Raw genomic sequence first — 22880 nt, 5'->3', positions numbered from 1 at the left:
CCCCTCCAGTTGGTGTAACGGATCAAACGCAAGGTGGGGTGCCGCTGATCCATTACGTTACCCAACAGGGCGCTCGTCCCGGCGTTGTTCGCGAGTGCATCGCTTTCAACGCAAGCTTGCTTAAAGCCAAATGCAATCTACTTCGAAACGAGTTCGAAGTGCCTTGTCTGGAAATGACCATGACCGGCCTGTTGAGACATTCGTGACGCACCGCAAACATTGCCCTTGCGCAATGCTGACAACCGTTGCGGACTTGTCTGGAGAGGGACAAAAACAAGTCATCTGATCATTTTATTTTTTCATGTAAGCGGATCAGTGCTGCTTGCACGCAGGTTATCCTGTGCAGCACCAGACAGCGATCTCGCTGCGATGCCATGCATAGGCTGCAGCGTGCGGTTGGCTGTTTTTTTTCGCAGGGGACAGGGACATCTGCACCATCGACGCCACGCGCCGATGCGTACGGCTGCGTGCTCGGCGCGGCGACTGCGAACTACGTCACTCCCTTTGACATTGACGCAGGACCTTATTGTGAAGCAAGTCGCAACGCGCATCATCGCCTCGTCCGCCATTCTTGCCAGCCCGTTTGTCTTCGTGAAAACGGCGCATGCCAATTGCACCGTGCTCGGTGGAGACACGTCCACGATCACCTGCGACAGCACCGCGCCCAATCCGTACTCCACGCAGATCGGTGCGGGCAGCAGCGAAAACACCATCACCACGGTCAACGTGGGCAACGGCGCCACCATCAACGTAGGCGCCACGCAGAACGCCATCAGCCTGGGCGACAACGCCACCATCACCCTGCAAGGCGCCACCGTTACCAACAGCCCCACCACCAACAGCAGCAACGTGGGTGGTTACAACATGGGCTACAGCACCATCGAATTCCGCAACAACGGCTCGCTGACCGTCGACGCCAACTCGCAGGTGACGCAAACCGGTTCGTCGAGCACGTCCGAAGCCGTGAACGTGGTGGGTAACAGCAACACCATCCTCAACAACGGCACCATCAGCTCGCAAGGCGCGGCGGCGATCTGGTTTCAGGACCAGGTGACGCAAGCCGGTACCTCCAACACCGTCGACAATTACGGCAGCATCCAGACCGGCGTGAATGGCGGCAACGCCACCGCCATCGGCAATGCCGGTAACGGCAGTGTGATGTTCACCAACCACGTCGGCGGCACGGTCACCGGCAACATCGCCTTTACTGGCGGTGATAACGAAGTCACGCTCTACACCGGCTCCAATGTGACCGGCACGATCGACGGCGGCAGCGGCAACAGCAGCATCACGCTGATGGGCCCGGATACCGGCACGCAGCAAGGCGCGCTGCTGAATTTCAGTAGCCTCATCAAGACGGATGCCGGCACCTGGACGCTGGGCAGCGACATGGTGAACACCAGCGCCAATCCTTCCGCACAGTTGGCCATCACCGTGCAAGAGGGCACGCTGGTGCTGGCTTCCAACAATGCCAGCTTCAACGGCACCGTAACGCTCGCCAATGGCGGCACCTTGGAGCTCGGCAATGGCGGCACTGCGGGCGGCATCAACAGCGACATCGCCAGCGACGTCAACAGCGGTACCGGCGGCACGGTGGCGTTCGATCGCAGCGACACGTATACGTTCAACCACGTCATTTCCGGTCTGAACGGCGTCAACCAGCTTGGCAGCGGCACCACCATTCTCGACGGCAACAACACCTACACCGGCGATACCAACGTCAACGCGGGCACGCTGGCGGTAGGCGACAGCAGCAACACGGGTGCGGCCTTGAGCGGCGGTGGCACCGTCACAGTGGCGTCGGGTGCGACGCTGGGTGGTTATGGCAGCGTAACCGGCACGGTGAACAACAGCGGCACCATCGCGGTGGCCGATGCGCTGTCGGCGCTGGGCAGCAACAAGGGCAGCTTCACCGTCAACGGTACGTTGAACAACAACGGACTCGTGCAAGTAGGCGGTACCGGCACGGGCAACAAGCTCATCACCGGCAGTTACGTCGGCGGCGCCAACAGTGTGGTGGCGCTCAATACGTATCTCGGCGGCGATGGCTCGGCCTCCGACATGCTGGTCATCAACGGCGGCACGGCCACTGGCAGCACGGCGCTGCGCATCACCAACGCGGGCGGCCCGGGCGCGCTCACCACCGCCAACGGCATCGAAGTGGTGGATACCATCAACGGCGGCACGACGGCGACCAATGCATTCACGCTGGCCAGTGCGGTCGCGTCTGGCCCGTACGAGTATTCGCTGTTCCGCGGCAGCACCGATGGCAGCAGCACGGACAGCTGGTACCTGCGCTCGCAACTGGATTGCTCGCTGATGCCGAGTGCACCGGCGTGTGCTACACCGACACCGACACCCACACCCACACCCACACCCACACCCACACCCACACCCACACCCACACCCACACCGACACCGACACCGACACCGACACCGACGCCGACGCCGGCACCGACACCGACACCGACACCGACGCCGGCACCAACACCGGCACCGACGCCGGCGCCAACGCCGGCACCGACGCCTGCACCGACGCCGACGCCGACGCCTGCGCCGACACCGACGCCTGCACCAACGCCTGCGCCGACACCGACGCCTGCGCCGACACCAACGCCGACGCCGGCACCAACACCGGCACCGACACCTGCACCAACGCCGGCGCCAACGCCGGCGCCAACGCCAACGCCTGCGCCTGCGCCGACGCCGACGCCGACGCCTGCGCCAACACCGACGCCGGCACCAACGCCGACGCCTGCACCAACACCAACACCATCGCCCAGCTCAGGCACGCCTCCCACACAGGCGACCGTCCCGCTCTATCGCCAGGAAGTATCGCTGTACGCCGCGGTACCGACGATGGCGCTGTCCTATGGGCAAACCCTGATGGACAACCTGCAGGAGCGCAGCCAGGACTTGCCGCCCGACGATGCGCATAGCCAGGCCACCTGGGCGCGAGTGATCGCGCGGCACGACGCGCGCGACGGTGGTGCGAACGGCATCTATGGCAACCAGGGGCCGAGTTACCGTGCTGACACGTTCGCCCTGCAGGCCGGCGTCGAGGTGTATAGCGGTCAGCACGACAGCGGCAGCGATGCCACTGGCGTCTATATCGCGCTGGGCCAGATCGCGGGTGACGTAAAGCATTTCGACGGCAGCATTGCCGGCCATGATCGGTTGCAGAACGCCACGCTCGGCAGCTATTGGACCCACTTCGGTCCATCCGGCTGGTACACGGATGTGGTGATGCAGGGCACGAGCTACAGCGTCACGGCCACTTCCACGCGCATGGCGCCGTTGAAAACCACGGGCCGCGGCGTGGGGGCATCCGCCGAAGGCGGCTATCCGATAGCGCTGCCGCATGGCTGGGTATTCGTGCCGCAGGCGCAGCTCGTCTATCAGCACGCGTCGTTCAACAATGCCGCCGATGCGGCATCGAGCGTGTATTTCGGCAACGCCAATGCGTTGGCCGGCCGTGTCGGCACCGAGGTGAAGAAAAGCTGGTTCTTCGGCAGCGATCCCACGCGTCCCAAGCTGATGAGCACTTGGCTGCGCGTGGACATGTGGCGCGAATTCGCGGGCAACCCGGGCGTAGCGTTCTCCACGCCCACCACGCCGGTGAGCTTCCACTCCGACCTCAAGCGTTCATGGGTGGGCTTGCGCACGGGCATCAGTTCGCAATTGGCGCGGAACGTGTTCGTGTATGCGAGTGCCGGGTATGACGCTGGCGTCAATGACCACGGCAGTGGCTACAGCGGCAAGGTGGGTGTTCGCATCAATTGGTGATGTTCGAACACAGCGTCGTACGTTGGGTTGCCCCGGACTGATCCGGGGCGACGAATCGGTAACGTCGAATTTCCAGGCGAAGTGCAGGGCAGGACCGGCTTGTCGCACTTTGGCGACAGCCATGGTGTGACCGGCGCGCTGGGTTTCCGCATGCATTGGTGATGCAGGTGTGATGTCGGGCCGCGCTGCAGATTGCTGCAGCGCGGCCTTTTTTGCGACATCCGGTTTTGCTTGATCCGTTTCGCCCCCAATCAGCGCCCCGAATCGTCATGCACGAGCGCCATGCATGAGGGCCGTCAGTTCGCCATGCATGGCGCGGCGACTGTCAATGCGGGACATGATCCCTGTTAGTGACTGGCGTGTTGAGACAGGTATTGGTTCTTCATGACAAGGTCCATGGCCGAACAGGACAAAAACCAGTCATCAGTTCTCTTTTATTTTTTTGCTTTTAGGAATTGTCTGATCGGTCGGACAAAATTCATCGGTATCGTATTGCCCAACGCAGAGCAGCGCTGCTGCGAGGCCATGAAAGTGGCTTGCCAGCGCGCTGCCGGCTGACCTTCCGCACTGAACCCACAGCGCCTGCATCGATGCGCGGCATCGACGCGGATGGCGCTCGTTCGACTGCGGGTGGTTGCCGGCAAAGGAATATCACTTCAACTAGGGGCTTATCCATGCAATACGAAACGACGCGCACTAACCGCTCTTCCATCCATTCCTCCGCCGAGCCGAGCAAGCCGACATGGCCGCAGCACAAGGCTGTTTGCCTGGCGGTGATGACGTCTCTGAGTCTGATGGCGTCGCACGCATATGCCAACTGCACCACCGCCAGCAACGCTACGACGTGCGATACAAATGCGCCGTCGCCGTATACCAGCGCTATTGGCACGGGAGGTTCGACGGCTTCCGGCGCGACCGTGACACTGGACCCTGGTGCCCAGGTTGTAACAGGCAACGTATCTGCCATCTCACTGGGCAATAACGCGACCATCACGCTGGGCGCCAATTCTCAGGTACAGAACACGGCTACATCGACCGGTGGCAATTATCCCAACGGTGGCTTCAATACCATTGAGTTCAACAACAACAGTACCTTGCTCGTGCAGCAAGGCGCACTGGTGAAGTCGAACGAAGTAGGGGGCAACCTGCAGGCCGAAGCGGTCAATCCGATGGGTACCGGCAACACCATCGATAACTTTGGCACCATCTGGAATCCCAAGAACGCGGCAATCTGGCTGCAGGCCACCTCAGGGCGCAACACCATCATCAACGAGGCGTCGGGAATCATCAGAACCGATGTGGCCAATGCCAGCGTGGTGGGGGCCAACGGCGCCACGGCACTGGACTTTACCAATAAAGGCCAGGTGATCGGCAATCTGAGCTTCGCAAATGGTGACGATAACCTGCATCTGTACACCGGCTCTACGGTCACGGGCAGCATCAATGGCGGCGGCGGTACCAACCTGCTCATCTTGAACGGTACCGGCAGCGACACGCTGTCCAGCCCAATTACCAATTTTCAGACGCTGCAAAAGCAGGACAGCGGCACCTGGACCATCGCCAATCCGCTCAACATCAATCTGCCTGCGCTGACCTCGGTCGATGTGCAGGGTGGCACGTTGATTCTCTCCGCCGATACGACGGCCTATAACGGCAGCATGACGGTGGACAACGGCGGCACGTTGCAATTGGGCAACGGAGGCACGGCGGGCAACATCAATACGGCCACCATCACCGACAACGGCACCGTGGCTTTCGACCGCAGCGATGCGCTGACGTTCGGCAACGTCATTGCCGGCAGCGGCAGCGTGGTGCAGATGGGTTCGGGCACGACCACGCTGACCGGTGTCAATACGTATGCCGGCGGCAGCTTCATCAACAACGGCACGCTGGCGGTCGGTGCGGACACTGCACTGGGCAATACATCGGGCGGCATCACCTTCAACGGCGGTACGCTGCAGCTCACGCAGAGTTTCGATCCGGCATCGTCACGCGCGGTCACCATCAACGCTGCCGGCGGCACGATCGATACGCAGGCCTTCAACAGCACGTTCGCGCAGGGCATCACCGGCGCCGGCGCACTGACCAAGGCCGGCAGCGGCACGCTGGTGCTGGCGGGTGACAGCACGTACGGCGGCGGCACCACGATCGCGGCTGGTACGCTGCAGCTCGGCAACGGCGGCACCAGCGGTTCGATCACCGGCGACGTTACCAACGACGGCACGCTGGCGTTCAACCGTTCCGACGTCTACAGCTTCGGTGGCGTGATCTCCGGCAGCGGTGCGGTCAGCCAGATCGGCAGCGGTACCACCGTGCTGACGAACGACAACACTTATGCCGGCGGCACGACGATCACGGCCGGCACGTTGCAATTGGGTAACGGTGGCACCACCGGTTCGATCGTGGGCGACGTGGCCGACAACGGGACGCTGGCCTTCAACCGCTCCAACACCTACAACTTTGCCGGCGTCATCTCCGGTACCGGCGGCGTGAACCAGCTCGGCAGCGGCACGGTCGTCCTCAACGCCGACAATCCGTTTACCGGCGACACCAATGTCAACGCCGGCACGCTGGCGATTGGCGATGACAGCCACACGAGCGCAGCGTTGAGCGGCGGCGGTACTACCTCGGTGGCGTCGGGCGCAACGTTGGGCGGCTATGGCGGCGTAACCGGCACGGTGAACAACAGCGGCACGATCGCGGTGGCCGATGCACTGTCCGCGTTGGGCAGCAACACCAAGGGCAGCTTCACCGTCAACGGTACGTTGAACAACAACGGGTTGGTGCAGGTGGGCGGTACCGGTACCGGCAACAAGCTCGTCACCACCCATTACGTGGGTGGCACGGGCAGTGTGGTTGCGCTCAATACGTATCTCGGTGGCGACGGTTCGCCGTCGGATCTGCTGGTGATCAATGGCGGTACGGCCACCGGCAGCACCGCGTTGCGCATCACCAACGCCGGTGGTCCTGGCGCGCTGACCACGGCCAACGGTATCGAGGTGGTGCAGGCGATCAACGGCGGCACCACGGCTGCCGGCGCTTTCAGCCTGGCTAGTGCGGTGGCGGCCGGTCCGTATGAGTATTCGCTCTATCGCGGCAGCACCGACGGCAGCAGTGCGCAGAACTGGTATCTGCGTTCGCAGCTGGATTGCTCGCTGATGCCGGGCGCTGCGGCGTGCGCAACACCCACGCCTGCGCCGACGCCCGCACCTGGTCCGACACCCACGCCCGCGCCGACGCCTGCACCTGCACCCGCACCCGCACCCGCACCTGCACCTGCACCTGCACCTGCACCTGCACCTGCACCGGCACCGGCACCGGCACCGGCACCGGCACCGGCACCGGCACCGGCACCGGCACCGGCACCGGCACCGGCACCTACGCCGGCACCGGCACCTGCACCTTCACCTGCACCCATTCCCGCACCGTCGCCGTCGCCCTCCAGCACTGGCACGCAGACCACCCTTCCGCTCTATCGCCAGGAAGTGTCGCTTTACACCGCCATTCCCTCGATGGCGCTGTCGTACGGGCAGGGGCTGATGGACAGCCTGCAGGAACGCACCGGCGAGGATGTGCTACAGGCCGGCAACGAGCATGCCGACAGCAGCTGGGCGCGCGTGATCGCGCAGCACGGTTCGCGCGATGGCGGTTCGCTCGGCATCTATGGCGACAAGGGTCCGAGCTACAACGACGATATGTTCGCGCTGCAGGCGGGCGTCGATCTGTATCGCGGCCAGCACGACAACGGCAGCGACATCGCCGGCGTCTATATTGCGCTCGGCCAGATCGCGGGTGACGTCAAGCACTTCGACGGCAGCCTGGCCGGTCGCGATCGCTTGCAGAACTACACGCTCGGCGGCTACTGGACGCATTTCGGCCCATCCGGCTGGTACACGGATGCGGTGGTGCAGGGCACTGGCTATAACGTCAAGGCCAGCTCAACGCGCATGGCGCCGCTGAAGACCGAAGGCCGCGGCATCGCCGCATCGCTCGAAGGCGGCTATCCGGTGCCGTTGCGCAACGGCTGGGTGTTCGTGCCGCAGGCGCAGGTGGTGTACCAGCGCGCATCCTTCAACGATGCATCCGATGTCGCTTCCGACGTTTACTTCGGCAACGCCAATTCGCTGGCTGGCCGCATCGGCGGCGAGGTGAAGAAGAACTGGGCGCTTGGCAGCGACGCTGCACAGCCGCATTTGATGAGCACCTGGCTGCGTGTGGATCTGTGGCGCGAGTTCATGGCCAATCCGGGCGTGTCGTTCTCCACGCCGACCACGCCGGTAAGCTTCCACTCCGACCTCAAGGGCACCTGGGTGGGTCTGCGCGCAGGCATCAGCTCGCAATTGGCGCGCAACGTGTTTATCTATGCCAATGCCGGGTATGACATTGGTGTTGATAACCACAGCGATGGCTACAGCGGCAAGGCGGGTATTCGCATCAACTGGTGATAGTGCCTGAATGAGGCGAAATGCTGGTCGTAGGTTGGGTTAGCGCAGCGTAACCCAACGTTTTCGGACGATTCGTTGGGTTACGCTGACGCTAACCCAGCCTACGACAGGTTTCGTCGCCGTCTCGCAACGATCACACGCGCCGCCGGCTGCGCCGATACTGATCGAACAACACCGCCAGCAACAGGATGCCGCCGCGGATCAGGTATTGATAGAACGTGGGCACGTTCATCAGGCTCATCACGTTCTGTACGGCGCCCATGATCAGCACGCCGACCAGTACGCCGGAAATCGTCGCCATGCCGCCGGTGAGCGATACGCCACCCAGCACGCAGGCGGAGATCACGCCAAGCTCGAGTCCGGCAGAGGTCTTCGGATCGCCCAGGCTCATGCGCGAGGCAAGCATCACGCCGGCGAAGCCCGTCACCAATCCTTGCAGCACGAACACCATGACCTTGATGCGCACCACCGGCAGCCCGGCGAGGAACGCCGCTTCGCTGTTGCCGCCCACGGCGAGCACGTGCTTGCCGAATACGGTCTTGTTAAGCAGGAAGCCGAACACCACGAAACCAACGATGGTGCTCCACACCGGATAGGAGATGCCCAACAACGAACCACTGCCCAGATCGAAGAAGCGCTCCTCGGAAATCATCACCGCGTCGCCGTTGGAAGTGATGTAGGCCAGACCGCGCACGGCCTCCATCATGGCGAGCGTGGCGATCAGCGAGTTGATCTTGAAGCGCGCCACCAATATCCCGTTCACCAGGCCGACCGCGCCGCCCGCCAGAATGCCGGCGGCCACGCCCAGCAGCACGCTGTGCGATTGCGTGATGACGGTGGCCGCCACCACGCCCGCGAACGCCACGATCGAGGCCACCGACAGGTCGACTTCGCCCAGTGCCAGCACGAACATCATGGTGACCGAGACCGAGCCGATCAGCGTGACCGACAGCAGCAGGCCCTGGATGTTGCGCGTGGTCAGGAAGCCGGGCACTGTCGCGGCGAGCACCGCGAACAGCAACACGAACACCACCACGATGCCGGACCGGTTGATCATCGCCCATGCGCGTGCACGCAAGGGCAGGGTGGTTTCGGTGGGCGGCGTTTGGGCAGGTTGCATGACTTGATTCATCTCAGGCTCGTCTTGTATGCGGTCAGCGCGGCAGCGCCATCTTGATCAGGTCGCCGGGATTGGCCTGGGCCTTCGGCACGTCGCCGACGATGCGTCCTTCGCGCATCACGATGATGCGGTCGGCGACGCCGATCACCTCGGCCAGATCGCTCGACACCATCAGCACGCTGCGGCCGGCTTCGGCCAGGTCGTAAAGCAGGTGATAGATTTCCGCGCGCGCGCCCACGTCGATGCCGCGCGTCGGTTCGTCCATCAGGAACACTTCGATACGCTCGGCCAGCCAGCGCGACAGGATCACCTTCTGCTGGTTGCCGCCGGAAAGCGTGCCGATCGGCGTGTCGCCGTTACGGGTCTTGATCGCCAGCTTGCGGATGTATTCCTGCGCCAGCGCGCGCTCGTGCTTGGCGTCGATGAGAAAGCCTGAGCGGCAGGAATGGCGGCGCGCGCTGAGGTTGAGGTTGTCGGCCACCGAGGCGATCGCGACGATGCCTTCCTGTTTGCGATCCTCGGGGCACAGCGCAATGCCGGCGCGGACTGCGTCGCGCGGGCTGGCGAAGTCCACGCGTTTGCCGCCGAGTTCGACATGGCCTGCACTGGCGCGAGTCGCACCATAGATCAGCTTCATCAGCTCGGAGCGTCCCGCGCCGACCAGGCCGAAGAAACCCACAATCTCGCCACGCCTCACGGTGAACGACACGGGCGCGGCCAGTCCGGGGCCCATCAGGCCCTTGGCTTCCAGCAGTGTTTCGCCGGCGGGGCGCGGGCGATAACCGTAGACGTCCGCGATCGGGCGGCCCACCATTGCGGTGATCAGGCGATGGCGGTCGAGGTTGGCCACGGACGGAAACGTTTCGATACGCTTGCCGTCGCGAAACACTGTGACGCGATCGCACAGCGCATCCACTTCTTCCATGCGGTGCGTGACGTAGATGACGGCGCGCCCGTCGGCACGCAGCGCCTTGATGATGCGAAACAGGTTGTCGGTTTCGCGCGCGGAGAGCGAACTGGTCGGCTCGTCGAAGGCGATCACGCGCGCATCGCGCATCAGCGCCTTGCCGATCTCGATCATCTGGCGCTGGCCGATGGACAGATACTTCACCGGCGTGCGCGGATCGATGCGCTCGCCCAGGCGCTCCAGCTCGTTCGCCGTACGCTGGATGAGCGCGCGCCGATCGAGCATGCCGAGGCGATTGGGCAATTGCCCGAGCATCAGGTTGTCGGCCACTGTGAGCTCGGGCACCAGGTGCAGCTCCTGGTAGATGATCGCGATGCCGGCGTCGATCGCTGCACGGGTAGTGGTGAAGCGGTGCGTGACGCCGTTGAGGCTCAGCGTGCCTGCTTGCGGCTGGTTGACGCCGGAGAGCACTTTGAGCAGCGTGGATTTGCCCGCGCCGTTTTCGCCCATCAGGCCGTGCACTTCGCCGGCACGCACGTCCAGCGATACGCCGTCGAGCGCACGCACACCGGGGAAGCTCACAGTGATGCCCTGGAGCTCGAGGTAGGCGTGGTTGGGTTGTTGAATGGCTGCGTTCGCGTGCGTCATAGGGCGAATCCAAGTGCACTCAAGCGGGATGAGACTTGTTGCTTGCCGCGAACAGTTCCCTCCCCTACGTGTAGTAAGGGAGGATTAGGGTGGGGTGAAGCCGTCTCGCAGAAGAGTTCAAGCATTGCCGCAAGCCCATGCAACCCCACCCCAGCCCTCCCCTGCGCGCAGGGGAGGGGGCGCATCCTGGCGAACTCCGAAAATGCATGCTTGAGAGGCATTCTCTAATTAGATGCCTAATTCGGCACGCACCGCCTGCCAGTTATCGCGCGTCATCAACTTGCCCGCCGTCTGCGTATCCGCAGGCGGTTCCTTGCCGGTGCGAATCCAGTCCACCAGGTTCTGTGCGCTGTCCCTGCCGTGGTTGGTCGAGCTCACCGCAATGGTGCCGTAGAAGCCCGTGGGCTCTTTTTTCTGGAACTCGGCAAATGCCTCGCCGGCGCCATTGACGCCCACGCCGATCACGTCCTCGGACGGAATATGCAATTGCTCGGTCGCGCGCACGGCACCGAGCACGGTTTCTTCATTGAGTGCGTAGATCACCCATTTCTTGATGTCCGGATGTTGCGCAAGCACGGGTGATGCCGCATTGAAGCCGCCTTCGTCGTCGGTGGTGCGCTGCGGCGCGTCGAAGATGTTTTCTTTCTTGAAGCCACTGGCGAGCAGGGTTTCGGTGGCGCCGTCGGTGCGTTCCTTGGCGGTGGGCAATTGATTGCTGGTGATGCGCAGTGCGCCCACTTCTTCCGGTTTCCAGCCGCGCCGTTTCATTTCATCGGCGATCGCCTGGCCCATCTGGTTACCGATCTTGAACGAGGACATGCCCAAGTGCGGCACGCCTTCCAGCGGCTTGCCGGAGCCGTCGACCAGGCGGTCGTCGACCGTCACGAATTTCATGTCGTACTGCTTGGCGCGCGCGCGGATGGCCGGCCCCAATCGCACATCGGGCGGGCAGATCACGAAGCCTTGCGCGCCTTGCGCACCGAGATTGTCGATGGCGGCGAGCACTTTTTCGCCATCCGGCGTGCCGATGCCTACCACCGAGAAGCCTTCCTTCTTGCCGAGCGCGGTGGCCGCTTTTTCTTCGTTGATGAACCATGCCTGCTCGGGCATCTTCACGAGAAAGCCGATCTTGATGGGTGTATCCGCGTGGTGGCACGCGCTAAGGCCGAGCGAGGCCATGACCAGGGCGGCGCATAGGGCGCGCAGGGTCCTGCCGCGGATGGTGCTGGTCATGTCGATGTCCTCCGGTGTGGCGATGTGGATGCGTGTGGATCGCCGAATGGTTGCGCCGTGATTTGGTGCGGTTCGCCGTTCGAATGACGGCGGCTTGATGCTTCACGGTGCCGTATCACGCGCCTGCGCTCGCAAGTCCATCGCCGAGTCTAGAAACAAGGCCGGAAGCCTTCCAATAAGAAATTGACATCTTCAGATATCCACATTGGTATCGGAGTGGATGCAAGCTCATCGCCAATGTAGACGATGGCGCGCACTGAAGACGAGACGCGGCTTTCAATGGCTGCGCATGCTTTCCCTGGCGTTTTCCATGTACTGCCGCGGCGTGCAATTGAACTCGCGCCGGAACACCGCGTACATGTATTGCAGCGACGTGAAGCCGCTGCGCACCGCTACGTCGGTCAAGGGAATGGATGGATCGGCCAGCATGCTGCGCGCCATTTCCAGTTTGTGCTCCAGGATGGTCTGGTGCACCGACTGCTTCAGCTCGCGTTTGAAGTGTTCTTCCAGCAGGGTGCGCGAGATGCCGACGTAGTCGGCCACCTGTTCGGTCTTGATCCCCAGGCACGCGTATTGGCGAATGTAGTGCTTTGCGCGCATCACGTACGGGCTCTTCAAGGGCTGGTGCAGGCTGGTGGCCTGTACGTTGATGCCCACCGGCGGCACCATTACGCGAGTGGTGGAGCAATCGCCGCCATGCAACATCTGGTGCAGCACCTGCGCCGCCATGCGGCCCATTTCCTCAGCGCCCTGGATCACCGAGGTGAGCGGAATGCGGCACAGCAGCTGCGCAATGGGATCGTTGTCGATGCCGACGATGGCGATCTGTTCGGGAATCGGCACGTCCGCCACGATGCATGCCTGCAACAGATGCCGCGCGCGCGCATCGGTGGTGGCGATGATGCCGATCGGCTTGGGCAGCGAGCGCACCCATGTCACCAGGTCTTCCTGCGCGCGGCCCCAGCCGCCGGCGCTGGTGGAGGAGCCGCGGTAGACGGTGCCGTCCAGTCCGTCCGCTCGCACCATCTGCATGAAGGCCAGTTCGCGCTCGTGCGCCCAGCGGCAGCCGGGGCTGGGCGGCAGGCCGTAGAAGGCAAAGCGCTGCAGGCCCTGTTCGATCAGATGGTCATAGGCCAGCCGCACCAGTTTGTGGTTGTCGGTGGCGACGTAAGGGATGTTGTGCGGGTAATGCGTTTCGTCGGCGTAGGAGCCGCCCACGGCGACCACAGGAATAGGCATGGAAGCCAGCGCTTCGCACACCACCGGGTCGTCGAAGTCGGCAATGATGCCATCGCCGCGCCACTGGTGGATGCCCACCGTGCGGCTGCGGAAATCCTCTTCCATGAATAAATCCCACTTTACGCGGGTAGAAGTGAGATATTGGCCGATGCCGGCGATGACCTGGCGGTCATACACCTTGTTGGCATTGAAGAGCAGCGCAATGCGGTGTGGCTTTGTCATGGGCGGACAGCTGACCTGCTACAACGGCGTGTGCCGTAACGCGACGCTAACAGTTCGCAGGATCAGGCACATGACGCAACGCGACAAAGAAAAATCTAGCGCGGCTGACAGATTTCGCAATTGCCACCCAAACACGCCAATTGCAGCATCCACAAAGATGTGCCGATCCGGTTTGCGCGCGCGGCAATGCCTGCGCGAACCGAACCGGATGCCCAGTTGGTTCAGGAGCTTTCCATGAGTTACTTCGAGCGTATTTCCCCCATCGGCCAGGCCGGCGCCAACCCCGGCGCCCTGGCGTTTCGCCATTACGATCCGGCCCGCCTGGTGCTGGGCAAGCGCATGGATGAGCACCTGCGTCTGGCGGTGTGTTACTGGCACAGCTTCGTGTGGCCTGGTTCGGACGTGTTCGGTCATGGCACCTTCGGCCGCCCGTGGCATGAAGCCGGCGACCCGATGCAGCGTGCAAAGGAAAAGGCCGATGCCGCGTTCGACTTCTTCAAGCGCCTGGGCGCACCGTTCTACACCTTCCACGACACCGACGTGGCGCCGGAAGGCAACAGCCTGGCCGAATACGTAAGCAACCTTTCCGCGATGGTGGACGTGCTGGCGGCCAAGCAGGCTGAGACCGGCATGAAATTGCTGTGGGGCACGGCCAACCTGTTCAGTCATCCGCGCTACGCCGCGGGCGCAGCCAGCAATCCGCAGCCGGAAGTGTTCGCCTGCGCCGCGGCCCAGGTGTTCCACGCCATGGCCGCCACCCATCGCCTGGGCGGCGCCAACTACGTGCTGTGGGGCGGCCGCGAAGGCTACGACACTCTGCTCAACACCGACCTGAAACGCGAGCGCGCGCAGCTCGGACGCTTCTTCCAGATGGTGGTGGAGCACAAGCACAAGATCGGCTTCAAGGGCACCATCCTGATCGAGCCCAAGCCGCAGGAGCCCACCAAGCATCAGTACGACTACGACACCGCCACCGTGTTCGGCTTCCTCAAGGAATTTGGCCTCGAGCAGGAAGTGAAGGTGAACCTGGAAGCCAACCACGCCACGCTCGCGGGGCATTCCTTCCAGCATGAAGTGGCCACGGCCATTTCGCTGGGCCTGTTCGGCAGCATCGACGCCAACCGCGGCGATCCGCAGAACGGCTGGGACACCGACCAGTTCCCCAACAGCGTGGAAGAAATGACGCTGGTGATGTACGAAATCCTGCGCCACGGCGGCTTCACCACCGGCGGTTTCAACTTCGATACCAAGGTGCGCCGCCAGAGCAGCGACCCGGCCGATCTGTTCCACGGCCACATCGGCGCCATCGACGTGCTGGCGCTGGCACTGGAGCGCGCCGCCAAGATGATCGAGCGCGACGCACTGGCCGAGTTCAAGGCCAAGCGCTACGCCGGCTGGGATGCGGGCCTGGGCAAGCAGATCCTGGAAGGCGGCTACACGCTCGAATCGCTGGCGCAGGAAGCGCTGAAGCGTGACCTGCGTCCGTCGCACGTATCCGGACAGCAGGAATATCTGGAAAACCTGGTCAACGCGTACATCTACGGCTGAGCCGGCGCATGTATCTGGGGATAGATCTGGGGACCTCGGCCATCAAGGCCGTGTTGATCGACCATGCCGGCAAGGTGCGTGCGAGCGCTTCGCATGCGCTGACCGTATCCAATCCGCAACCGCGCTGGTCCGAACAGGATCCGCGCGCCTGGTGGACCGCTGCGCAAGCGGCGATCGAGCAGGTACTGACCGAGGCGGGCAGGGCAGGCATCGCGCCGCGCCAGGTGGCTGGCATCGGCCTGAGCGGGCAAATGCACGGCGCCACCGTGCTGGACAAGGACGACCGTGTGCTGCGTCCGGCCATCCTGTGGAACGACGGCCGCAGCGACGCGCAGTGCCGTGCGATGGAAACCTGGCCAGGTTTTCGCGACATCACCGGCAATCTGGCCATGCCCGGTTTCACCGCGCCCAAGCTCTTGTGGTTGCGCGAGCATGAGCCGGCGGTGTTTGAGCAGATCGCCAAAGTGCTGCTGCCGAAGGATTACCTGCGGCTATGCCTTACCGGCGAATACGCTACCGATGCATCGGACGCGGCCGGCACCCTGTGGTTGAACGTGGCCGAACGCGGCTGGAGCCAACAGATGTTGGACGCCACCGGCTTGCCGCTCGATGCCATGCCGACCGTCTACGAAGGCAACGCGGTCACCGGCCATCTCAGCCAGGCACTGGCCGATCGCTGGGGCATGCAGCGCGTGCCGGTGGCGGCCGGTGGCGGCGACAATGCGGCCGGCGCCGTCGGCGTGGGCATCGTGCGGCACAAGCAGGCGATGCTGTCGCTGGGTACCTCGGGCGTGTACTTCGCCGTTTCCGACGGTTATCTCGCGCGGCCCGAACAGGCCGTGCACAGTTTCTGTCACGCCTTGCCGGGTACGTGGCATTTGATGTCGGTGATGTTGAGCGCGGCGAGTTGCCTTGATTTCACCGCCAGCCTGGGCGGTTATGCGGACGTACCGGCGCTGCTGGCCGACGCCGAGCGCGCCGGCCTGCGCAACGACGGTCCGGTGTTTTTGCCGTATCTCAGCGGCGAACGCACGCCGCACAACGACGTGCACGCCAGCGGTGCGTTCACCGGTTTGCGCGCGGATACCGCGCGCGCGGACCTGGCCAATGCCACGCTGGAAGGCGTGGGGCTTGGCCTGCTCGATGGCATCGAAGCGGTGGATGCCGCCGGTTTGCATGCGGATGACATCACCGTGATCGGCGGCGGTTCGCGCAGCGCATACTGGACACAGATGCTGGCCGACATCATCGGCCGTCCGCTGACCTTGCGCGCCGGTGGCGAAGTGGGTGCGGCGCTGGGTGCGGCACGTCTCGCGCATCTGGCGGCCGAACCGGGTGCTACGTTGACGGACGTGTGCAGCATGCCGGAAGTGACCGCGGTGCGTGAGCCGAATGCCGCACGGCATGCGTATTTCCGCGAACGCCGGCAACCGAAGTTCCGCGCGTTGTATCGTCAGCTTGCCGGTGTGTATCGGGCAGAGGAGACGGTATGACGATAAGGATGGCCATGAATCTTGCACGGCCGTCGTTCCCGCGAAAGCGGGAATCCATCTTCGGCTCTTGCCAAAGAGCAAAATGGATTCCCGCTTTCGCGGGAATGACGAGGTTGAAGCTTATCGGCATGGGCCTGGGCCTGCTCGCTTCCATCGCCGCCATCCCAACCGCCCACGCCAGCAAAGAACACCCCGTCATCGGCTTCTCCATCGACGACCTGCGCCTGGAGCGCTGGGCGCACGACCGCGACTACTTCGTCGCCGCCGCCACCAAGCTTGGCGCCAAGGTCTATGTGCAGTCGGCCGATGCGAGCGAAGAGCGCCAGGTGGCGCAATTGGAAAACCTGATCGCGCGCGAAGTGGACGTACTGGTGATCGTGCCGTTCAACTCCAAGGTGCTCAGCAACGTGGTAGCCGAGGCCGAGCGCAACGGCATCAAGGTGGTGTCCTACGATCGCCTGATCCTCAACGCCAACGTCGATGCCTACATCACCTTCGACAACGAGCGCGTCGGTGAGCTGCAGGCGCAGGGCGTGTTGAACCGGGCGCCCAAGGGCAATTATTTCCTGCTCGGTGGTTCGCCCACCGACAACAACGCCAAGATCATCCGCCAGGGCCAGATGAAAATACTGCAGCCGGCGATCGACAGCGGCGCGATCAAGATCGTCGGCCAGCAATGGACGCCCGATTGGGATGCATCCAAGGCGCTGCGCATCGTCGAGGACGCGCTGACTGCCAACGCCAACAACATCCAGGGCGTGGTCGCCTCCAACGACGGCACCGCCGGCGGCGCGATCCAGGCACTGGCCGCGCAAGGCCTGGCCGGCAAGGTGCCGGTGTCGGGGCAGGACGCGGACCTGGCCGCGGTCAAGCGCGTGATCGACGGCACGCAGGCGATGACCGTATACAAGCCGATCAAGCAGATTGCCACGCAAGCGGCGCAGCTTGCGGTGGAACTGGTGCGCGACGAAAAACCGAAATACACCACCACCCTCAACAACGGCAGCAAGGACGTCAACACGGTGCTGCTCGATCCGATCCTGCTGACGCAGCAGAACGTGGACGTCGTGATTCGCGACGGCTTCTACACGCACGCCCAGATCTACGGCCACTGAGTCGACCGGCATGAGCGATTATCTGTTCGAAATGCGGGGCATCCGTAAAGCGTTCGGCGGCGTATACGCGCTGGACGGCATCGACCTGCAGGTGCGTCCCGGTGAATGCCTAGGCTTGTGCGGCGAGAACGGCGCCGGCAAATCCACCTTGATGAAGGTGCTCTCGGGCGTCTATCCGCACGGCACCTGGGAAGGCGAAATCCGTTGGCAAGGCACGCCGCTGCAGGCGCGCTCGGTGCGCGACAGCGAGCAGGCCGGCATCGTCATCATCCACCAGGAACTGATGCTGGTGCCGGAGCTTTCCGTGGTCGAGAACCTGTTTCTCGGCAATGAACTGACCTTGCCCGGCGGACGCATGGATTACGAGTCCATGTACGCGCGTGCGCACACGCTGCTGAAAGACCTGCAGCTCGATGACGTGAACGTCGCGCTGCCGGTGAAGGCGTTTGGCGGCGGCCACCAGCAATTGTTCGAGATTGCCAAGGCGCTGGCCAAGGATGCGCGCCTGCTGATCTTCGACGAGCCGACCTCGTCGCTGTCCTCGAAGGAAACCGATGTATTGCTCGGCATCATCGAACGCCTCAAGCAGCGCGGTATCGCCTGCATCTACATCTCGCACAAGCTGGACGAAGTGGCGCGCATCTGTGACACGGTCAGCGTAATCCGCGACGGCAAGCACGTCGCCACCAAGCCAATGAGCGAGCTGGATGAAGACAGCATCATCGCGATGATGGTGGGCCGTCGGTTGGAAACGCTTTACCCGAAGGTGGCGCACGAGATCGGCGCGGTGGTGTTCGAAGCACGGCACGTCACCTGCTACGACCTCACCGATCCATCGCGCCAGCGCGTGAAAGACGTTTCGTTCTCGCTGCGCAAGGGCGAGATTCTCGGCATCGCCGGCCTGGTCGGCGCCGGCCGCACCGAACTGGTCAGCGCGATCTTCGGCGCCTATCCCGGCCGCAGCCAGGCCGAGCTGTATCTGGACGGCAAACCGCTCAAGATCCGCTCGCCGCGCGATGCGATCCGCGCCGGCCTGGGGCTGGTATCGGAAGACCGCAAGCGCTACGGCATCGTGCCGCTCTTGGGCGTGGACAAGAACATCACCCTGGCGACCTTGCAGCATTACGCCAGTGCGGGTCACGTGGACAGCGGACGCGAATGGACGGTGGCCGAAGCGCAAATTGCGTCGATGCACATCAAGGCGGCGAACGCTTCGCTGCCGATCGCCAACCTCTCCGGCGGCAATCAGCAGAAGGCCTTGTTCTCCCGCATGCTGCTGACGCGGCCGCGCATCCTGATTCTCGACGAGCCTACGCGCGGCGTGGACGTCGGTGCCAAGGCGGATATCTATCGGCTGATCTTCGAGCTGGCGAAAGAGGGTATCTCGATCATCCTGGTTTCTTCCGAGCTGCCGGAAATTCTCGGCACCAGCGATCGCGTGCTGGTGATGGGGGAAGGGCGTTTATGCGCGGATCTGCCCAACGAAGGGCTGACGCAGGAGCAAGTCATGGCGGCGGCGATTCCGCAGGCGAAGAGGGCGTAGGTACTTACATCATTCGGGGATGCGCAGTTCTGCATTGCCGTCATTCCCGCGAAAGCGGGAATCCATTTTGACTTTTCGCCAAGGGCATGATGTATTCCCGCTTTCGCGGTAATGACGTCCGGAAGGATCGGAGATTGCCGAACTGGGCTATACACCAGAACAAACAGCTTCAAGGAATAAAGCTTCATCATGCGTGCACAAGAATTCCGAGCCCTATTCGTCCGCTACAAGATCCTGGCGCTGCTGCTGGCGTTGGCCGTCATCTGGGTCTTCTTCCACATCGCCACCGACGGCGCCTTCATCAGCTCGCGCAATCTTTCCAATTTGCTGCGCCAGACCTCGATCACCGGCATGCTCGCCTGCGGCATGGTGTTCGTGATCATTGCGGGGGAAATCGATCTATCCGTCGGATCACTGCTAGGTCTGCTCGGCGGTATCGCCGCAGTGATGACGGTGAACCTGGCATGGGGCTCATGGCCTACCGTGATCGTGGTGCTGCTTCTCGGCCTTGCCGCGGGCCTGCTCAACGGCTTTATCGTGACGCGCCTGCGCGTGCCGTCGTTCATCGTCGGCCTGGGCGGCATGCTGGCGTTCCGCGGCGTGCTGCAGGGCATTACGCATGGCGCCACCATCGCGCCGGTGCCGGCGGACATGGTTTATCTCGCGCAAGGTTACGTGAACCCGACGCTATCGAACTGGCTGGCGGCGATCATCTTCGCCGCGCTGGTCGCCATGACGGCGATGCGGCGCAAGCGGCGTGCGGCGTTGTCGATTCCGCAATCGGCGGCGTGGCGCGATACGCTCAAGCTGATCGCGATCGGCGCGGTGATGGCGGGCTTTCTGGTGATGCTCAACCGCTACAACGGCGTACCGCTGCCGGTGATGATCTTGCTCGCGCTGCTGGCGATCTTTACCTACATCGCCACGCAGACCGTGTTCGGCAGGCACATCTACGCGGTGGGCGGCAACATGGAAGCGAGCCGCTTTTCCGGCATCGACGTGGCCGGCGTGAAGATGGTGGTGTTCGCGCTGATGGGTTTGATGTGCGCCTTCGCCGGCATCATCAACACCGCACGCCTGGCCGCCGGGTCGCCTTCGGCAGGTACCAACGGCGAGCTCGATGCGATCGCGGCGTGTTTTATCGGCGGCGCTTCCATGCGCGGCGGCGCAGGCACGGTGCATGGCGCGCTGATCGGCGCGCTGGTGATGGCGAGCCTCGACAACGGCATGTCGATGATGGACGTCGACAATTACTGGCAGTTGATCGTGAAGGGCTCGATCCTGGTGATCGCGGTGTGGGTGGATGTGCTGTCAGGCACCAAGCGCGACTGACTTCCGTAGGTTGGGGTGCAAACCCCACCGTCGCCATCTCGATGAGGATCACGGTGTTGGGGTTTGCACCCCAACCTACAAGGCTAAGACATGGTGGATACCTCTCGCCGTAACGCTTTCAAGTTGCTTGCCGCCGGCGCCGCTTCCGCGCCGTTCGCCTTGAAGGCGACGCCGTCGAACGCATGCGCGGAAAAACCACCCGCATGGGCGCACGGTCCCGAAAACCAACGCAAGGCCGACCTCGGCAACGGCACCTATCTCAACCCCATCGTCGCCGGCGATCATCCCGATCCCACCATCCTCAAAGATGGCGCCGACTACTACATGACATTCACGCCGTTCGATGCCTATCCGGGCATCGTGATCTGGCATGCCACCGATCTGCTGAATTGGTCGCCGATCACCGCTGCGCTATCCAAGTCCATCGGCACCGTGTTCGCGGTCGACCTGTGCAAGCACGACGGCCGCTATTTCATCTACATTCCCGCGGCCCCGCAGGGACAGGCGTGGTCGATCTATGTGATCTGGGCGGACGACATCCACGGGCCGTGGAGCGATCCCATTGATCTGAAGATCCCCGGCTGCATCGATCCCGGTCATATCGTTGGCGAAGACGGCAAGCGCTATCTATTCGTCAACGGCATCCGCAAGATTCGCCTTGCCGACAATGGTCTTGCCACGGATGGTTCGCTGGAACCGGCCTACAGCCCGTGGCGTTATCCGGATGATTGGGTGGTGGAGGATTTCGCGCCGGAAGGCCCGAAGCTGCTGCGCCATGGCGAATGGTTCTATCTGATCACCGCCGTGGGCGGCACGGCAGGCCCGCCGACCAGCCATATGGTGATTGCGGCGCGTTCCAAATCCATCCACGGCCCATGGGAACACTGTCCGCACAATCCATTGGTACGCACCACCAGCGCGGCGGAACCGTGGTGGTCGCGCGGGCATGCATCGCTGGTGGAAGGCCCGGCCGGCGACTGGTGGATGGTGTATCACGGCTACGAAAACGGCTTCCGCACATTGGGTCGTCAGACGCTGCTGGAACCGATCGAATGGACCGCCGATGGCTGGTTCCGTGCCAAGGGCGGCGATCTTTCCAGGCCGTTGCCGGCGCCCAAGGGCGGCCAGCGCAGCGCGTCGGGATTCGCACTGTCGGATGACTTCACGCGCAACAAGTTCGGCGTGCAATGGAGCCTGTTTCAGCCCGCGCCTGGCGACATGCAGCGGGTGCAGCACAAAAAAGGCGCGCTGCTGCTGGCTGCCAAAGGCCAGTCGCCCGCGGACAGCTCGCCGCTGACCTGCCTGGTCGGCGATCGCAGCTACGTGGCGGAAGTCACCCTCGATTTGCTCGATGATGCCGAAGGCGGCGTGTTGCTGTTCTACAACCACAAGGCTTTTGTGGGCGTGGGCTTTACGCCGCAGCACATGAAGACCTTCGAATACGCCGATGAACTGGCCTGGATGCAGCAGGCGATGCCCACTTCCAGCGTGCGCATCCGGCTGATGAACGACAACAACGTAGTGACTTGGCACTACTCCCACGACGACGGCAAAACCTGGGTGCTGCATGGCCTGCGCATGGAAACGTCCGGCATGCATCACAATGTGTTCGGCGGCTTTCTCAGCCTGAAGGTCGGCATCTATAGCGCGAACAAGGGCAGCATCCGGATCAGGGATTTCACCTACCGCGCCATTGGCTAACATAGATTGGGGTGCAAACCCCAACGTCGCCATCTCGATGAAGATCACGATGTTGGGGTTCGCACCCCAACCTACGGCGTTGCGCACGTTGCTGAGCAATTGGCCCATTCCTACAGTTTGTTGGACCACTTTGGCCCTCCTCACATCGTGCATGAGGCCTTACCTTTTCACCTCGTCATCCACCCCAGACAAATCGTGGATCGAGAAGTGCAGGTAACGGTATGCCAACCCCTGGTGCCGTTATTTGGACGGGCGCCGGTGTAGCGGGATCGCTTCACCGGCGTTTTTTTGTGCGAGCTCGCAACCTGCGATATCCGAGCGTGGTGGAGGCCGGTTGCGAGATCACGTGCGGCAATGGCTCGGTGCCGTTCACGTGGTTCTGCGTCAACAAAAAAAGCGCGAAGACGTCACCGTAGGTTGGGTTACCCCGGACTTGATCCGGGGGTAACCCAACATCTGCGGCGCGGCATTGTTGGGTGTCCCCCGCATCACGTCCGGGGTAACCCAACCTACATTGGCTTCAGGCACAAAAAAACGGCGCCGGAGAT

At 63.1% G+C, this 22880-nt stretch carries 13 protein-coding genes; 9 read left to right on the top strand and 4 right to left on the bottom strand.

Features of this window, described 5'->3' with window-relative positions; translation table 11 throughout:
* Positions 1–528: 528 nt before the first annotated feature.
* The 3 genes from ACTHNE_RS19465 to ACTHNE_RS19455 all read left to right on the top strand — a co-directional run bounded on the left by ACTHNE_RS19465 (position 529) and on the right by ACTHNE_RS19455 (position 8231).
* Complete coding sequence (locus ACTHNE_RS19465; protein WP_440270088.1) at positions 529–3786, top strand: autotransporter outer membrane beta-barrel domain-containing protein; 3258 nt, start codon at positions 529–531, stop codon at positions 3784–3786.
* A gap of 396 nt (positions 3787–4182) precedes the next feature.
* On the top strand, positions 4183–4344 hold the full coding sequence (locus tag ACTHNE_RS19460; protein ID WP_440270087.1) for a hypothetical protein: 162 nt from the start codon (positions 4183–4185) through the stop codon (positions 4342–4344).
* A gap of 116 nt (positions 4345–4460) precedes the next feature.
* On the top strand, positions 4461–8231 hold the full coding sequence (locus tag ACTHNE_RS19455; RefSeq protein WP_440270086.1) for an autotransporter outer membrane beta-barrel domain-containing protein: 3771 nt from the start codon (positions 4461–4463) through the stop codon (positions 8229–8231).
* 133 nt (positions 8232–8364) lie between these two features.
* On the opposite strand, the gene araH is transcribed toward ACTHNE_RS19455, so the two are convergent.
* From araH to ACTHNE_RS19435, 4 genes are all read right to left on the bottom strand, one after another.
* Positions 8365–9351: an L-arabinose ABC transporter permease AraH gene (gene araH / locus ACTHNE_RS19450; RefSeq protein ID WP_440270085.1), complete on the bottom strand. Its 987-nt coding sequence runs from the start codon at positions 9349–9351 to the stop codon at positions 8365–8367.
* A gap of 34 nt (positions 9352–9385) precedes the next feature.
* Positions 9386–10906, bottom strand: a complete 1521-nt coding sequence (gene araG, locus ACTHNE_RS19445; protein ID WP_324937684.1) for an L-arabinose ABC transporter ATP-binding protein AraG — start codon at positions 10904–10906, stop codon at positions 9386–9388.
* Between the two features lie 228 nt (positions 10907–11134).
* Positions 11135–12139 carry an arabinose ABC transporter substrate-binding protein gene (locus ACTHNE_RS19440; protein ID WP_440270084.1) on the bottom strand — a complete coding sequence of 335 codons (1005 nt, stop codon included), beginning with the start codon at positions 12137–12139 and terminating at the stop codon, positions 11135–11137.
* Between the two features lie 276 nt (positions 12140–12415).
* The gene (locus tag ACTHNE_RS19435) at positions 12416–13600 is read right to left on the bottom strand and encodes a XylR family transcriptional regulator (protein ID WP_324937688.1); all 1185 of its coding nucleotides are present in this window, start codon (positions 13598–13600) and stop codon (positions 12416–12418) included.
* A 234-nt stretch (positions 13601–13834) separates the two neighbouring features.
* Here ACTHNE_RS19435 and xylA point away from each other — a divergent pair, with 234 nt between their 5' ends.
* The 6 genes from xylA (at position 13835) to ACTHNE_RS19405 (ending at position 22332) form a co-directional block, all read left to right on the top strand.
* Positions 13835–15148, top strand: a complete 1314-nt coding sequence (gene xylA / locus ACTHNE_RS19430) for a xylose isomerase (RefSeq protein ID WP_324937690.1) — start codon at positions 13835–13837, stop codon at positions 15146–15148.
* 8 nt (positions 15149–15156) lie between these two features.
* Positions 15157–16641 (top strand): xylulokinase, encoded by a 1485-nt coding sequence (gene xylB, locus ACTHNE_RS19425; protein WP_324937692.1) that lies wholly within the window; start codon positions 15157–15159, stop codon positions 16639–16641.
* A 113-nt stretch (positions 16642–16754) separates the two neighbouring features.
* Positions 16755–17756 (top strand): D-xylose ABC transporter substrate-binding protein, encoded by a 1002-nt coding sequence (gene xylF / locus ACTHNE_RS19420; protein WP_440270083.1) that lies wholly within the window; start codon positions 16755–16757, stop codon positions 17754–17756.
* A gap of 10 nt (positions 17757–17766) precedes the next feature.
* Positions 17767–19299, top strand: a complete 1533-nt coding sequence (locus ACTHNE_RS19415; RefSeq protein WP_324937887.1) for a xylose ABC transporter ATP-binding protein — start codon at positions 17767–17769, stop codon at positions 19297–19299.
* A 189-nt stretch (positions 19300–19488) separates the two neighbouring features.
* Positions 19489–20631, top strand: coding sequence for a sugar ABC transporter permease (locus ACTHNE_RS19410; RefSeq protein WP_324937889.1), 1143 nt, complete (start codon positions 19489–19491; stop codon positions 20629–20631).
* A gap of 90 nt (positions 20632–20721) precedes the next feature.
* On the top strand, positions 20722–22332 hold the full coding sequence (locus tag ACTHNE_RS19405) for a family 43 glycosylhydrolase (protein ID WP_324937891.1): 1611 nt from the start codon (positions 20722–20724) through the stop codon (positions 22330–22332).
* The last annotated feature ends 548 nt before the right edge of the window (positions 22333–22880 follow it).

Origin of the sequence: Dyella sp. (assembly GCF_051954575.1) — a bacterium.
GTDB lineage: Bacteria > Pseudomonadota > Gammaproteobacteria > Xanthomonadales > Rhodanobacteraceae > Dyella_B.
This window is presented reverse-complemented; position numbering and strand designations above follow the sequence as displayed.